The organism is Streptomyces sp. NPDC005393 (assembly GCF_040606675.1).
In the GTDB taxonomy this organism is placed as follows: Bacteria; Actinomycetota; Actinomycetes; order Streptomycetales; family Streptomycetaceae; genus Streptomyces.
On record NZ_JBEXFG010000001.1, the window covers coordinates 195018 to 208493 of the forward strand.

The following is a 13476-nucleotide window of genomic DNA, read 5'->3' on the forward strand; positions in this document are numbered from 1 at the left end:
CCGGAGTGAAGCCGGCGGACCGGATCACCCCGCACACTGGAGCTGTACGTACTGGCCCCGCACCGGATGGAGCCACGCGGCGACATCGGCGGCCGGCCGCCCGAGGCGGTCCACGCCGGGCGGGTCGGCCGGGACCGCTCACCGCACGGAGAGCTGGCTGAGTCGGCGGGCGGCCCGCCGATGTTCCTGACGGCGCTCCGGCAGGACTTCCCGCGGCCCGAACGAATCTCGGGCGACCACGAGTTGCGCCGGACGGCCCACGACGACCCGTATCAGCAGGTGATCTACCACGACACCCTGCTGACGGTGGGCGGCGTCCCGGTGTGGCTGCTGACGGTGGGCGGCGGCCTCCTCGTCCGTCCTTACGGCCGCGCTCACGGCCGTAAGGACGAGGCGACGCCGCCGCGCCGTGAGGTGGTCCTGGGGGCCGGGATACCCGGCGCCGGCTCAGGACAACTGGCCGTCGTAGTCCGGCAGCTTGAAGGACTTCTCGGCGTGGCCGCCGGTGAGGTCCGTGGGGCTGTTGCCGATGTTGGCGATGATCGTGTAGCCGTTCTTCTCGATCTCCGCGCGCTTGGCCGTCTTGTACGCGGCGACGTCCTGGAAGAGGTCGGGCAGGTGGCGTACGTACACACCGGCGACCGGGTAGCCCACCTTCTCCAGGTTGTACTCGGTCGGGAGGGTGAGGATGCCCGGCCGGGCGGTGACGAAGAAGATGGCCACGCCGCGGTCGTGCGCGTACTGGGAGAGCTTCATGACCGGGGCGACGGCGGGCTGCGGGTAGGTGAAGCCGAAGTCCGTCTCCAGCGACGTGTTGTCGATGTCGAGGACGATGGCCTGCTTCTCGCCCGCCGGGTGCGCGGTGCGCTGCTCGACGTAGGGGCGGGCCTGCCCGTCGATGATGGCCCGCACATCGCGCTGCCAGGTCTCGTAGTCGACCTTGTCGTTGGTGCCGGTGCCGGTGCCGGTGCCGGTGCCGGTGGCGGCGCCGGTGGCGGCGCTCGGCTGCGCCGTGGCCACCGTGGTGCTGGTCGTGGCGGCGGTCGCCGTGGTGGCCGTGGTGGCCGTGGTGCCGACGCCGATGGCGATGGCTACGGCCACCGTCGTCGCGCCGAGCCGTCGCGATCGCGCGCGTGCTGCTGTCATCGGTCACATCCCTCGAGTCGAAACGGGTCTGCCCCATGACATGTTCACGGCTGCCGGTGGACGTGAGGAGGCGGATACGTTACTGATGAGTAACGTTTCATGGGGCCGCCTCTCAGCCGTCCCCCGCCGCCCGGCCGGCCCGGGCCCCGAGCGTCCGCAGGTACGCGATCAGCTCGGGCGGCTCATGGACCTCGAACTCGACGCCGAGCAGCACCAGCCGGAAGGCCAGCCACTCCAGGGAGTCGGTGCCGGTGCGCAGCAGACAGGAGTGCGCGTCGAGGGGTTCCAGGGTGGCGCCCGGCACCCGCTCGGCCACGGCCGCGGCCGGTGCGTGCACCGTCGCCACCGCCTTATAGGCGGGCGCGAGGTCGTACAGGGCGCGGACGAGATAAGCGGCGGCGTCCTTCGCGGGCAGTTCGCGCGGCGCGGTCCGTACGCCGGTGGGGCGCGGGTCGCGGATCCGGTCGACCCGGAAGGTGCGCCAATCCTCGCGGTCGTTGTCGTACGCGACGAGATACCAGCGGCGCCCGGCGGGCACCAGACGGTGCGGCTCCACCAGCCGTCGGCTCTCGGTGCCGTCGCTCGCGCGGTAGGCGAAGCGCAGCCGCTCATGGCCCGCGGCCGCGGCGGCCAGCGCGGTCAGCCGCCCGGGGTCGACGGTCGGGCCCTCGCCGGCCGGCGGCAGCGGCACGGTGGCCGCGCTCAGGGCGCCGACCCGGTGGCGAAGCCGGGACGGCAGCACCTGTTCGAGCTTGGCGAGGGCCCGTACGGACGCCTCCTCGATGCCCTCGATGGTGTGGCCCGCCGCCGTGCGCAGCCCGACCGCGATGGCCACGGCCTCCTCGTCGTCCAGCAGCAGCGGCGGCATGGCGGTGCCCGCCGCCAGCCGGTAGCCGCCCGTCGCGCCCATGGTGGCGCGCACCGGATACCCCAGATCGCGCAGGCGGTCGATATCGCGGCGGATGGTGCGGGGGCTGACCTCCAGCCGCTCGGCGAGCTCGCTGCCGGGCCATTCGCGGGGCGTCTGAAGCAGCGAGAGCAGCGCGAGCAGCCGGGCGGGGGTGTCGGTCATGGCGACAGCCTAAATAGGCCAACGACACGTGCCCGGCTGTTCGTTGACTGGTCAGCCGGTAGATGGGTATGTCATGTACTGAAGGGCCGGCCTGGATCCCCGGCGGTGACCGGCGTGGCTGCGGGCTCCGGTGTCGCGCGCCTCCACCATGTCAAGGAGGCTTGCATGTTCGATGATCGGCCTGCCTTCGGTGTCCGTGTGCGTGCGCTGGGCGGCGTCACGGTCGCTGAGATCGCGGGAGAGCTGGACATCTTCGCCGCGGGGCGGATCGCGGCTCGGCTCGACGCCCTCGGCCAACCGAGGTGTCCGGATCTGGTCCTGGACCTGCGGCCGGTCACGTTCCTGGACTGCGCCGGGCTGTCCTTGCTGTGCCGATTGCGCAACCGGGTGCTGGACCGGGAGGGCCGGCTGCGGCTGGTGATCGTCGATCCGCGGTTTCTGCGGCTGCTGCGGATGGTCGGGCTGGACGACGCCTTCGAGGTGCTGGATGATCTGGCACCGGTGATCGCGGGGGATGCGGACCCAGTGGCCGGGGGGAGCGACGCCTTCGCATGAGGCGCATCTGACCAAGTGTCAATAGGACGAACAGAATTTCACTCGGATGAGCGGACTTCCGGGGCGTAATGCTGCGTTCCTCCCTCCACAACCCAGGGTCACCCCCGTACGCTCGCGGGACGTCACCCAAGGACCCGGCGGATCCGTACCCGAAGCCCGACCCTGCCCGCTCCCGGGACCCTGACGGAGGTGAGAGGGGGCAGTGTGCCGTTCCGAGGGGATATCGCGATGACGCAGCAAGGCGCTCCCCGTCATGCGCCGGTGCCGCCGCACACCGCCGCCCCGGCCGCCGCTGCCCCGGATACCGCCCGCCCGTCCCCGGACCCCGCGCCCCGCGCCCGTACGCACTGGATCGGCGAGCACGCGGTCGTCGAGCTCCATGGCGAGATCGACATCGCGGGGCTGGAGAGCGTGGGGCCGCTGCTGGACGCCGCCACCGCCGCCGTCACGCCCCCGGGCCTGGTCATCGTCGACTTACGGACCGCCGCCTTCGTCGACTGCTCGGGCCTGGGGCTGCTGTGCCGCGCCCATCGGCGGGTCGCGGAGCGCGGCGGCCGGCTGCGGCTGGTCTGCGACAACCCCTTGGTCATTCGTACGCTGCACGCGGGACGGCTGCTCGATGTGCTGCGCCCGGTGCCCACACTGTACGAGGCGCTCCGGGAGGAGTAGCCCGGCCGGTCCGGCGCGGCCGGGGCCGTCCGGCGGCGGGTCTCACACCCGGCGGTCCTGGGGAGGCGTCATCCGATGGCTCCGGTGCGACCGCCCGTGGAGCCAGCGGCCGAGACGGGAGTGGCGGCCGGCCGGGAGGTCGTCGTGCTGCTCGGCCGAGACGTGGTTGCCGTTCAGGATGTTCGTCCGGTGGATCAGCAGGGCGCCCACGGCGATCATCACGAGGATCACGACCACGGTGATGACGGTCTCCATGGTGCTCACTCCCTGGGGCGGAGCCCCGGCCGGGAGGAGGTCCGGCCGGATTGTGCGGAATGCTCCTGGTGTCTACACCGTACCTCCGGTCGCGAGCGGCGGCGCTCCCCGCGCACCGCTCTCTCTCCGTCCCCGTACGCGCCTCCGTACGCCGACCGCCCGCACCCGGCGTCGGGTGACCGGGTGCGGGCGGGTGGGCCCTGATCCATGGATCAGCGGATCAGTGGGAACAGTGGGATCAGCAGGCTCAGTGGGCCTTGGCGAGTCCCTTGTCGATCGAGGCCAGACCATTGGCCCACAGCTGGTTGACGCGGCTGATCTCGGCCTGGTTCGGCTGCGCGTTCGTGCAGGACGGGCCGGGGCCGCCGCCGGACATCAGCTCGCTGCACGGGCCCGAGTAGTGGTCCGGCAGACCCAGCACATGGCCGGTCTCATGGGCGGTGACCCGGGTGGAGTCGTACTGCTGGTTCTGCGCGTAGTCCAGGAAGACATAGCCGCTGCCGTGGCCGTCGGTGCTCGCGTACGAGCCCCTCGAGTCATTGCCCTCGCGGTAGGTGAAGTCGGGGTTGCTGCCCTCCTGCAGCTTCACATTGCTCACCGACGCGTTCCATATCTGGGCGCTGCGCGTTATCACGGACCGGAAGGTCGGGGCCTGGCCGGCGTTGTAGGTGACGGTGACGGCCGCGGTCGTGCTGGGCGACTTCGCGCGCTTGGCCAGTGCCGACTTCATCACGGCCTTGATGAAGGCGTCGGTGTCGGCCCGCTCCTGGCCGCTCGCGACATAGGCGGCCGCGGTAATGCGGTGGGCGGCGGTGTGACCGGGCGTGGCCGCGGAAGCGGGCAGGGCGGACAGGCTCGCCGCCAGGCCGAGGCCGAGGGTCACGGACAGCGCCGATGTGGGCAGGGTCATGTGGGGGGCTCCTCATCGTCCTCGGGCCACCGGCCGCCGTGTGGGGTGCGGCGGCCGGTGACCGTGGGATGAACTCTTGGTGCCGAAGAGTCTTGAGGAGATCCGGTGTCGCGCGGAGATATCAACTGGCGATAGCAGGAAGGCATATCCCACCCCGCTTTCGACCGGCGCTCGACGGCGGCCAATTGGCCGTCCGTTGACCGGTGTTGGACCACCGATTGGCCCTCGTCGGCGCGGGTTTGGCGGGGTTTCAGAGGCTGGTGTGGCGTACGGGAACGCCGTTATGCTCCCGCCGTGGAGCTCGAGGTGAGGCACCTTCGTGCACTGTGCGCCATCGCCGACACCGGCAGCCTCCGGAAGGCGGCGCGACAGCTGGGCATGACCCAGCCCTCTTTGACGACACAGCTCCGGCGCATCGAGAAGACCGTGGGCGGCCGGCTGTTCTCGCGGGAGGTCACCGGCAGCCGCCCGACCCCGCTCGGGCGCTCCGTGCTGTGCCGCGCCCGGCCGATCGTGGCCGAGATGAACGCCCTGGTCAGCGAGGTCCGGCTGGAGGCGGGGCAGGCGGCGGACGCCCGGCTGCGCATCGGCAGTACGAGCAGCCGGGCCGTCGTGGGATGGCTGCGCAGGCTCCGCACCCGGTACCCCGACACGGACACCACCATCCATATCGACGTCTCCGCGAACGCACTGCTGCATATGATCGCGGCGGGCCAGCTGGACGTCGCCTTCGTCCACGAGGTCGAGGGCGCGCCGCTGAGGGTCCCCGAGGGCGTGGAGCGCCGCGTACTCCTCGCGCGGGAGCCGCAGTTCGTCGCCCTCGCCGAGACCCACCCGGCCGCCGGCCGGCCCGTGGTGCGGCTCACCGATCTCGCCGCCGACCAGTGGATGGTCGACCCCAGCGTGGACGGCGAGGGGCCGGGGCTGCGCCGGGTCCTCGCCGCCGCCGGGCTGAACCCGAGGGTCGTCTACGGGGACTATCTGACGGCCGCGGACCTGGTCGCCTCGGGGGAGGTGGTCACCCCGTGCCAGCCCACGGCGCGGTCCCGGCAGGGCGTGGCCGTCCGGCCGCTGTACGGGGATCCGCTGACGGTCCGGCTGTTCCTCGCCTCACGGGCGGGTACGGGCGCCCGCGCCGAGACCGCCGGCCCCCTCGACGTGGACGCCCTCTTCGGCGATCTCGAGGACGCGTACGTCGAGATCGCCTGGGCGAGCGCCGGGTACCGCCAGTGGCTGATCCGTAACGAGAGCCCGCTGCTGCGCTTCCACAGCGCCCGGATACCGGACCCGGTCCTGGACATCGGGCTCGCCGGGCCCGCCGACGGCTCGTAGGCCCGCCTCGTAGGCCCGCCTCGTAGGCCCGCCTCGTAGGCGCGCCTCGCGGCGCCTGCTCAGTCGTCGATCGCCTGGTACGCGAGCGTCCAGAAGTCGAGATACGCCGCGGAGAAGAGCGGGAACTGCGCCCGCTGGCTCATCATGATGGCGACCATCTCCTCGGCCGGGTCCGACGCCCAGGTCGTGCCGAGACCGCCGTCCCAGCCGTACCGCCCGGGGACCGCGGCCACGCCGTCCCGTCCGGTGACCACCGATACGCCGAAGCCCCAGCCGCGGTTGTCCCACTCGCCGGCGAGCAGCCCGGAGGCGGCCTTCTGGGCGGGCGTCAGCTGGTCGGTCGTCATGACCTCGACCGCCGGCCGGGACAGGAGCCGCCCGCCCTTCCCGTACCGCCCCTTGTCCAGCATCATCTGCCCGAAGGCCAGATAGTCGTCGGCCGTCGAGACCAGCCCCGCGGCGCCGTCCGGGAACGCCGGCGGGCGGCTCCACTGGCTGTCCTCGACGCCGTCGTAGAGCCCGAGCTTCCCGGTCTCGGGGTCGGCCATATAGGAGGTCGCCAGCCGGTCGAGCTTCTCCGGCGGCACATGGAATCCGGTGTCCTTCATGCCCAGCGGCTCGAAGATCCGTTCTTGCAGGAAGGTCTCCAGCGGGCGGTCCGCGGCGCGCGCGATCAGCACGCCCAGCACCTGGGACCCGGTGTTGTACAGCCACCTCTCGCCGGGCTGGTGCATCAGCGGCAGCGTCGCGAAGCGCCGTAGCCACTCGTCGGGGCCATGCTCGGTGGCGGGCTTGGGCGGGCCCACGGCGAGCCCCAGTTCCTCCGCCGCCCTCATCACGGGATACGCGTCCGGGGGCCCGGGCGGCAGGCCGAAGCCCATCCGGAAGGTCAGCAGATCGCGGACGGTGATCGGACGCTCGGCCGCAACCGTGTCCTCCAGCGGTCCGTCGAGCCGTCCGAGCACCCTGCGGTCGGCCAGCTCGGGCAGCAGCCGCTCCACCGGCTCGTCCAGCCGCAGCGCGCACTCCTCGACCAGGATCATCGTCGCGGCGGCGATCACGGGTTTGGTCATCGAGGAGATCCGGAAGATCGTGTCCCGGCGGAGCGGATCGCCGCCGCCGACCGCCTTCGTGCCGACCGCCTCGACCTGTGTCTCGCCGCGCCTGCTGACCAGCGTGACCAGGCCGGGCACCTCGCCGTCCGCCACATGGCGGGCCATCACCTCACGCATCCGGCCGAGCCGTGCGGTGGACCACCCTCCGGCGCTCATCGCGTGTCCCCTTCGCCTGGTACAGCTGGTTCATCTGGTTCAGGTCGTTCCCGCTCGTGAAGACTCCCACAGGAGCCGCGGTGACAAGCGATGACTTTCCCGCCGCCGTGCGCACCGCCACCGCATGGTCCGAGGGGCGTGAGCGGCTGGCGGCGGCACAGCTCTACTGGCTGTCCACCGTCCGCCACGACGGCCGCCCGCATGTCACGCCCCTGCTCTCCGTCTGGCTCGACGGCGCCCTGTACTTCTGCACCGGACCGACCGAGCAGAAGGCCAGGAACCTCGAGCGCAACCCGCACTGCGCCCTCACCACGGGCGCGAACGCCCTCCACGAGGGGCTGGACCTGGTGGTCGAGGGCGAGGCGGCGGCGGTGCGCGACGACACCACGCTCCGGCGGATCGCCGAGGCGTATGTGCAGAAGTACGGAGAGGAGTGGACCTTCCAGGTGCGCGACGGCGCGTTCCACCACGAGGGCGGCGAGGCGCTGGTCTACGAGGTCGCCCCGACCACGGCGTTCGGCTTCCGCAAGGGCGACTGGGCGGGCTTCGGGTCCTCGAAGTGCTTGAACATCTGGGCGGTCCAGCTCGTCGCGACAAACCGCCCCTCCCGGAGCCCGGCCACATCGGAACCCTGATCGTTCAGGCTCGCCTCGCTCGGTAGTTGTCGGGGCGGAAGCCGCCGGGGCGAAGAAAGACCTCGTCTCCGTTGGGAGAGCGGTAGTTCCGCCCTCTCTGCGCCGTTCCGTAGGTCCAACCTGCGGCGGGCGGGGGGGAAAAAGACGACCGCACCCGGGCCGTCATGGACTCCGTGCTGGAAGTCCTGCGGACCGGGTGCGGACAGTCGAACTCTGCGGAGAGGAAGCCGCAGTTCAGGGCGGGTCAGCCCTTCTTGGTCTCCCAGAAGATCTTGTCGATCTGGGCGATGTAGTCCAGTGCCTTCTGGCCCGTGGCCGGGTCGGTCGAGCCCTTGGCCGCGCTCAGGGCCTTGAGGGTGTCGTTGACCAGCTGGTGCAGCTCCGGGTACTTCTCGAAGTGCGGGGGCTTGAAGTAGTCGCTCCACAGCACCGAGATGTGGTGCTTGGCGAGCTCCGCGCGCTCCTCCTTGATGACGGTGGCGCGGGCGCGGAAGTGGGGGTCCTCGTTGGCCTGGTACTTCTCCTGGATGGCCTTGACCGAGTCGGCCTCGATGCGGGCCTGGGCCGGGTCGTACACGCCGCAGGGCAGGTCGCAGTGAGCGCTGACCTGGACCTTGGGGGCGAACAGGCGGGAGAGCATGGAGCCGTCCTTCCATTCGTGATCGTCTTCTCAGGTGCGAGATTACTCCGTGGGGGAAGCCTTTTCTCGGGTGCCCCGGGGGGCTTAGGTCAAAAGTCCGGTGGCAGGCTGGGATGCCTGGGATGGTGGTGGGTGGAGTACGGACCGGAGGTGCCGTGGTGATGCGGGAGCAGCTGCACGATCGCGGGCAGGAGCGGGACCGCGACCAGCGCGGACTGCTGCGGATCGGGCTCGCCGAGGTGTACAACCCGTCGATGCAGCCGACGCTGTACCCCGGCGACCAGCTGGTGGTGCGGTACGGCGCGCCCGTGCGGCCGGGGGATGTGGTGGTGCTGCGCCATCCGTTCCGGCAGGACCTGCTGATCGTCAAGCGCGCGGTGGAGCGGCGCGAGGGCGGCTGGTGGGTCATGGGCGACAACCCGTACGTGGAGAACGACAGCCGGGAGTTCGGCGTCGTGCCGGACGAGCTGGTCATCGCCCGTGCGTGGGTGCGGCTGCGGCCGCTGCCCGGCGCGGGGCGCGGGGTTCAGCGGCCGAAGGCGGGGCCGGCCGGGTTGGCCGGGTGGGTGTCGTGGGCGGCGTCCGCCGTGCGGCCCGTACGGTCGCGGTCGAGGTCGCGCTCCTCGCGGGGGCTGCGCTCGGCGTCGGCGGAGCGCTCGGCGTCGAGGCGTTTGCGCGCACGGTAGGCGGCGACGTTGGCGCGGGTCGCGCAGCGGTCGGAACAGTAGCGCCGGGATCGATTTGTCGATGTGTCGAGATAGGCGTTGCGGCAGGGTGACGCCTCGCAGATGCCGAGCCGGTCGACGCCCAGTTCGGTGAGGTGGAAGGCGAGCCCCATGGAGGCGGTCGCGGCGAAGCCGGCGCCCGCGTTGGCCGCGTAGTCCGCGATGTGCATATGCCACTTGGGCCGGTCGTCCTCGTCGCGGTATTCGTGCCCGGAGATCTGCGGGCTGACCGGGAACTCGATGAGCAGCGCGTTCAGCAGATCCACGGCCAGCACCTCGTCCCCGCCCGCCGCCGCCTCGAAGACGGCGCGCAGCCGGGCCCGTACGGACCTCAGCCGGGTGACATCGGCGTCGGTCGCGCGCCGTGCCGCCTGCTGGCTCGCGCCGAAGAGCGCGCGTACGGCGTCCACCGAGGTGAGGGCGTCGGTGCCGCGAGCGGGCTCCTCGCTGTTGACCAGACGCACGGCGAGATCCGAGTAATAAGCGAGTTCCACTTGTGGTCCTTACGAGGGGCGGTCTAAGGTCGGTAAGAGGCGCGCTGGGTACGAGGGTATTACGGACGGGTACGACATGGAGGAGCGCGATGACGGACACCGTGACCGTGACGGACTGGCAGGCGTGGCAGCGGAGCTGGGACCGGCAACAGGAGTGGTACCTCCCCGATCGTGAGGAGCGGTTCCGGGCGATGCTCGACGCGGTCGAGGCGGTCGTCGGCCCGGAGCCGAGGATTCTCGATCTCGCATGCGGCACAGGGAGTATCTCGGACCGGGCGCTGCGCCGGTTCCCGGGAGCCACCAGCACCGGCGTCGACCTCGACCCCGCGCTGCTGACGATCGCGCGCGGCCACTTCGCGGCGGACGGCCGCGCCGCGTTCGTGACCGCCGATCTGCGCGACCCGGCGTGGCCGGAGCGGCTTCCGCACCGCACGTACGACGCCGTTCTCACCGCCACGGCGCTCCACTGGCTGCGCTCCGACGAGCTGCGGGTGCTGTACGGCCAGGTCGCGGGCCTGGTACGGGACGGCGGGGTGTTCCTCAACGCCGACCATATGCCGGACCCGGCGACGCCCCGGCTGAACGCGGCCGAGCACGCGTACCAGAAGGAGCGCCAGGCACGGGCCAGGGCCGAGGGCATCCAGGACTGGGTGGACTGGTGGCAGACCGCCGCGGGGGACGCGGCGCTGGCCGGGCCCGTCGCCGAGCGGTTCGCGATCTTCGGCAATCCGGCGGACGGCGATCACGCGGACGGCGAGGCGCAGTCCCCCGCCTGGCACGCGGACGCGCTGCGCGAGGCGGGCTTCGGGGAGGCGCGGACCGTGTGGTGCTCGGTCTCGGACGCGATGGTGCTCGGTCTGAAGTAGCCCGGAAAGGGCGCGAGGGCGGTACGGGCGTGTGGCGCCCGTACCGCCCTCGTGGCTCAGACCGGCTCAGAGCACCTTCGAGAGGAACGACTTCGTCCGCTCGTGCTGCGGATTGGTCAGCACCTCACGCGGATGCCCGGACTCCACGACCACCCCGTCGTCCATGAAGACGACCGAGTCCCCGACCTCCCGGGCGAAGCCCATCTCATGGGTCACGACGATCATCGTCATGCCGTCCTCCGCGAGCCCGCGCATCACGTCGAGGACATCGCCGACCAGCTCCGGGTCGAGCGCCGACGTCGGCTCGTCGAAGAGCATCAGCTTCGGCTCCATCGCCAGCGCCCGCGCGATCGCGACGCGCTGCTGCTGTCCGCCGGACAGCTGCGAGGGGTAGTTGCCCGCCTTGTCGGCGAGCCCCACCCGGTCCAGCAGCTTCAGCGCGCGCTCGCGCGCGACCGCCTTGGTCTCGCGCTTGACCTGGACCGGCGCCTCGATCACGTTCTCCAGCGCGGTCATGTGCGGGAAGAGGTTGAAGCGCTGGAAGACCATGCCGATGTCGCGCCGCTTCTCGGCGACCTCGCGGTCCTTGAGCTCGTAGAGCTTGTCGCCCTTCTGCCGGTAGCCGACCAGGTCCCCGTCGACGTACAGCCGCCCGGAGTTGATCTTCTCCAGGTGGTTGATACAGCGCAGGAAGGTGGACTTCCCGGAGCCGGACGGGCCGATCAGACAGAACACCTCGCGCGGGGCGACCTCGAGGTCGATGCCCTTGAGGACCTGCACCGGACCGAAGGACTTGTGGACGCCCTCGGCCTTCACCATGGCGGTCATACGCTCACACCTCCGGAGCGGTTGGAGAAGGAGAGCACATTGGCCCGGATCCGCTGCAGCGGGGTGGCCGGGAGGCTGCGGCTCGACCCGCGGGCGTAGTACCGCTCCAGGTAGTACTGGCCCACGCTCAGGACGGAGGTGAGGATCAGATACCAGGCGGCGGCCAGGAAGAGCATCTCGGCGGTGGCACCGGAGTTCTGGCCGACCTCCGAAGTGGCCTGCAGCAGATCCCAGTACTGCACGGCGATCACCAGCGACGTCGTCTTGAGCATGTTGATGAACTCGTTGCCCGTCGGCGGCACGATCACCCGCATCGCCTGGGGCAGGACGACCCGGCGCAGCGTCTTGGTGTGGCTCATGCCGAGCGCCTGGGCGGCCTCGGTCTGGCCCTCGTCGACCGACTGGAGGCCCGCGCGGCAGATCTCCGCCATATAGGCGGCCTCGTTCAGTCCGAGGCCCAGAAGGGCGGCCAGGAACGGGGTCATGAAATCCGACCACTCGTCCTTGTAGATCGGCATGATGTTGATGTAGTCGAACACCAGGCCGAGGTTGAACCAGACGAGCAGCTGCACATAGACCGGGGTGCCGCGGAAGAACCAGATGTAGCCCCAGGCGATGGCCGCGGTCACCGGGTTCTTCGAGAGCCGCATCACCGCGAGGACGATGCCGAGGGCCACGCCGAGCACCATCGCGAGGATGGTGATCCAGACGGTGTTGCGGACGCCCTTGAGGATCTCGCTGTCGAAGAAGTAGTCCGGAATGGCGCCCCAGCTCACATCGCCGCGCGCGAAGGCGAGGACGAGCAGCGTGAGCAGGGCGATGGTGATGACCGCGGTGACCCAGCGGCCGTAGTGCCGCACCGGAATGGCTCTGATGTTCCCCGGCGCGGGCGGCGGGGCGTCGTCGACCGGCCCAGCCTTTTCGATCTCAGTAGTCACGGATAGTGCCTTTCAGCGCGAGTGCGCGAGCGAGCGGGGGAAGGGCCGGGTCACTTGCCGCCGTTGATGATGGCCTTGGTGACCGCGCCCTCCTTGACGCCCCACTTCTCGGCGATCTTGTCGTAGTCGCCGTTCGCGATGATGAAGGCGAGCGCCTGCTTGAGGGCCTCGCGCAGCTCGGTGTTGTCCTTGCCCACGGCGATCCCGTACGGGGCCGCCTCCACCTGGTCGCCGACGAGCTCGAAGTCCTTGCCCCCGCCGGAGGTCTTCACCGCGTACGCGGCGACCGGGAAGTCGCTGGAGCCGGCGGCGGCGCCGCCGCCGCGCAGCCGGGTCTGGGCCTCGGTGTCGTTGGCGAACGCCTCGATCGAGATCTTTCCCTTGTGGTCCTTCTCGCACTTCTTCGACTGGGATTTGGCCAGATCGTGCGAGACGGTGCCACGCTGGACGACGATCTTCTTGCCGCACAGATCGTCCCAGGTCTTGATCCCCTTGGTGTCGCCCTTCTTGGTGTAGATCGAGACACCGGCGGTGAGGTAGTCGACGAAGTCGACGCCCTTGCCTGCCTTCTTGCCGGTGTCCGGGTCGATGCCCTGCTGACGGCCCTTGTTGTCGGTCATGGCCGACATGGCGATGTCGTACCGCTTGGAGCGCAGACCGGACAGCAGGGTGTCGAAGGTGGCGTTGTTGAACTCGAACTTCACACCGAGCGCCTTGCCGAGTGCGTCGGCGACGTCCGGGTCGATGCCCATGACCTTGCCGTTCTTCTTGAACTCGACCGGCGGATAGTTGATGTCCGAGCCGACCTTGATGACGCCCGCGTCCTGGATCTTCTTCGGCAGCGCGCTGAAGAGCGGGCCCTTGTCGGCCGCGCTGGACGAGCCGCTCTTCGCCTTGTCGGTCTGGTCGCCACAGCCCGTCAGCAGCAAGGCGCCTACCACCGCTGTCGCACCGACAGCGGCCAACCGGGACTTCGGGGCGACCCGACGGCGCGTAAAGCTGGCGGTCATGCTGATTCCTCCGGCGGGGTGAGAGGGTGACCGAGATCTCAGGAACACATCTACGAGTGTCGCGATCTCGTGTGATTGGGGCATCTTGTCACCGGACGCGCTCGAACGGGCGGCCTACCATGTCAAAATC

The 13476-nt window shown here is 70.5% G+C and carries 16 protein-coding genes and 2 pseudogenes; 7 read left to right on the top strand and 11 right to left on the bottom strand.

The window, feature by feature from the left end; translation table 11 throughout:
* Positions 1-66 precede the first annotated feature (66 nt).
* A pseudogene (locus ABZS71_RS00965) lies at positions 67-186 on the top strand (DUF2330 domain-containing protein); the annotation flags it as partial.
* On the opposite strand, the gene ABZS71_RS00970 reads toward ABZS71_RS00965, so the two are convergent.
* The 3 genes from ABZS71_RS00970 to ABZS71_RS00980 all read right to left on the bottom strand — a co-directional run bounded on the left by ABZS71_RS00970 (position 139) and on the right by ABZS71_RS00980 (position 2218).
* Positions 139-378 (bottom strand): hypothetical protein, encoded by a 240-nt coding sequence (locus ABZS71_RS00970; protein WP_355859493.1) that lies wholly within the window; start codon positions 376-378, stop codon positions 139-141. The pseudogene ABZS71_RS00965 and the gene ABZS71_RS00970 overlap by 48 nt on opposite strands.
* A gap of 69 nt (positions 379-447) precedes the next feature.
* The gene (locus ABZS71_RS00975; protein ID WP_356206400.1) at positions 448-1146 is read right to left on the bottom strand and encodes an HAD family acid phosphatase; all 699 of its coding nucleotides are present in this window, start codon (positions 1144-1146) and stop codon (positions 448-450) included.
* Between the two features lie 112 nt (positions 1147-1258).
* Positions 1259-2218 (bottom strand): YafY family protein, encoded by a 960-nt coding sequence (locus ABZS71_RS00980; RefSeq protein ID WP_356206403.1) that lies wholly within the window; start codon positions 2216-2218, stop codon positions 1259-1261.
* A 165-nt stretch (positions 2219-2383) separates the two neighbouring features.
* On the opposite strand from ABZS71_RS00980, the gene ABZS71_RS00985 reads away from it, so the two are divergent.
* Positions 2384-2773, top strand: a complete 390-nt coding sequence (locus ABZS71_RS00985; protein ID WP_356206405.1) for an STAS domain-containing protein — start codon at positions 2384-2386, stop codon at positions 2771-2773.
* Positions 2774-3001: 228 nt separating this feature from the next.
* Positions 3002-3442 carry an STAS domain-containing protein gene (locus tag ABZS71_RS00990; protein ID WP_356206408.1) on the top strand — a complete coding sequence of 147 codons (441 nt, stop codon included), beginning with the start codon at positions 3002-3004 and terminating at the stop codon, positions 3440-3442.
* A 42-nt stretch (positions 3443-3484) separates the two neighbouring features.
* Here the strand turns inward: ABZS71_RS00990 and ABZS71_RS00995 are convergent, their stop codons facing one another.
* Together ABZS71_RS00995 and snpA are read right to left on the bottom strand one after the other, a co-directional pair.
* A complete protein-coding gene (locus ABZS71_RS00995; protein ID WP_356206410.1) occupies positions 3485-3697 on the bottom strand; it encodes a hypothetical protein in 213 nt (70 codons plus the stop codon).
* A 247-nt stretch (positions 3698-3944) separates the two neighbouring features.
* Positions 3945-4607, bottom strand: a complete 663-nt coding sequence (snpA, locus tag ABZS71_RS01000; RefSeq protein WP_356206412.1) for a snapalysin — start codon at positions 4605-4607, stop codon at positions 3945-3947.
* Between the two features lie 306 nt (positions 4608-4913).
* Between snpA and ABZS71_RS01005 the strand changes: the two genes are divergently transcribed.
* A complete protein-coding gene (locus tag ABZS71_RS01005) occupies positions 4914-5939 on the top strand; it encodes a LysR family transcriptional regulator (protein WP_356206414.1) in 1026 nt (341 codons plus the stop codon).
* Between the two features lie 59 nt (positions 5940-5998).
* Here the strand turns inward: ABZS71_RS01005 and ABZS71_RS01010 are convergent, their stop codons facing one another.
* A complete protein-coding gene (locus tag ABZS71_RS01010; RefSeq protein ID WP_356206417.1) occupies positions 5999-7210 on the bottom strand; it encodes a serine hydrolase domain-containing protein in 1212 nt (403 codons plus the stop codon).
* 107 nt (positions 7211-7317) lie between these two features.
* On the opposite strand from ABZS71_RS01010, the gene ABZS71_RS01015 reads away from it, so the two are divergent.
* Positions 7318-7845 carry a pyridoxamine 5'-phosphate oxidase family protein gene (locus ABZS71_RS01015; RefSeq protein WP_356206845.1) on the top strand — a complete coding sequence of 176 codons (528 nt, stop codon included), beginning with the start codon at positions 7318-7320 and terminating at the stop codon, positions 7843-7845.
* A gap of 244 nt (positions 7846-8089) precedes the next feature.
* Here ABZS71_RS01015 and sodN read toward each other — a convergent pair whose 3' ends face one another.
* Positions 8090-8485, bottom strand: coding sequence for a superoxide dismutase, Ni (gene sodN / locus ABZS71_RS01020; protein ID WP_355859511.1), 396 nt, complete (start codon positions 8483-8485; stop codon positions 8090-8092).
* A 161-nt stretch (positions 8486-8646) separates the two neighbouring features.
* Here sodN and sodX point away from each other — a divergent pair.
* A pseudogene (sodX, locus tag ABZS71_RS01025) lies at positions 8647-9096 on the top strand (nickel-type superoxide dismutase maturation protease); the annotation flags it as partial.
* Here the strand turns inward: sodX and ABZS71_RS01030 are convergent.
* Positions 9012-9704: a CGNR zinc finger domain-containing protein gene (locus ABZS71_RS01030; RefSeq protein ID WP_355859513.1), complete on the bottom strand. Its 693-nt coding sequence runs from the start codon at positions 9702-9704 to the stop codon at positions 9012-9014. The pseudogene sodX and the gene ABZS71_RS01030 overlap by 85 nt on opposite strands.
* An 89-nt stretch (positions 9705-9793) precedes the next feature.
* Here ABZS71_RS01030 and ABZS71_RS01035 point away from each other — a divergent pair, with 89 nt between their 5' ends.
* A complete protein-coding gene (locus ABZS71_RS01035) occupies positions 9794-10570 on the top strand; it encodes a class I SAM-dependent methyltransferase (protein ID WP_356206419.1) in 777 nt (258 codons plus the stop codon).
* A gap of 66 nt (positions 10571-10636) precedes the next feature.
* On the opposite strand, the gene ABZS71_RS01040 is transcribed toward ABZS71_RS01035, so the two are convergent.
* The 3 genes from ABZS71_RS01040 to ABZS71_RS01050 are packed head-to-tail and all read right to left on the bottom strand — an operon-like array spanning position 10637 to position 13346.
* Positions 10637-11398, bottom strand: a complete 762-nt coding sequence (locus tag ABZS71_RS01040) for an amino acid ABC transporter ATP-binding protein (RefSeq protein ID WP_355859517.1) — start codon at positions 11396-11398, stop codon at positions 10637-10639.
* Positions 11395-12336, bottom strand: coding sequence for an amino acid ABC transporter permease (locus ABZS71_RS01045; RefSeq protein ID WP_356206421.1), 942 nt, complete (start codon positions 12334-12336; stop codon positions 11395-11397). Before ABZS71_RS01045 ends, ABZS71_RS01040 begins: the two co-directional genes overlap by 4 nt.
* 50 nt (positions 12337-12386) lie before the next feature.
* Positions 12387-13346, bottom strand: coding sequence for an ABC transporter substrate-binding protein (locus tag ABZS71_RS01050; RefSeq protein WP_355859521.1), 960 nt, complete (start codon positions 13344-13346; stop codon positions 12387-12389).
* Positions 13347-13476 lie beyond the last annotated feature (130 nt).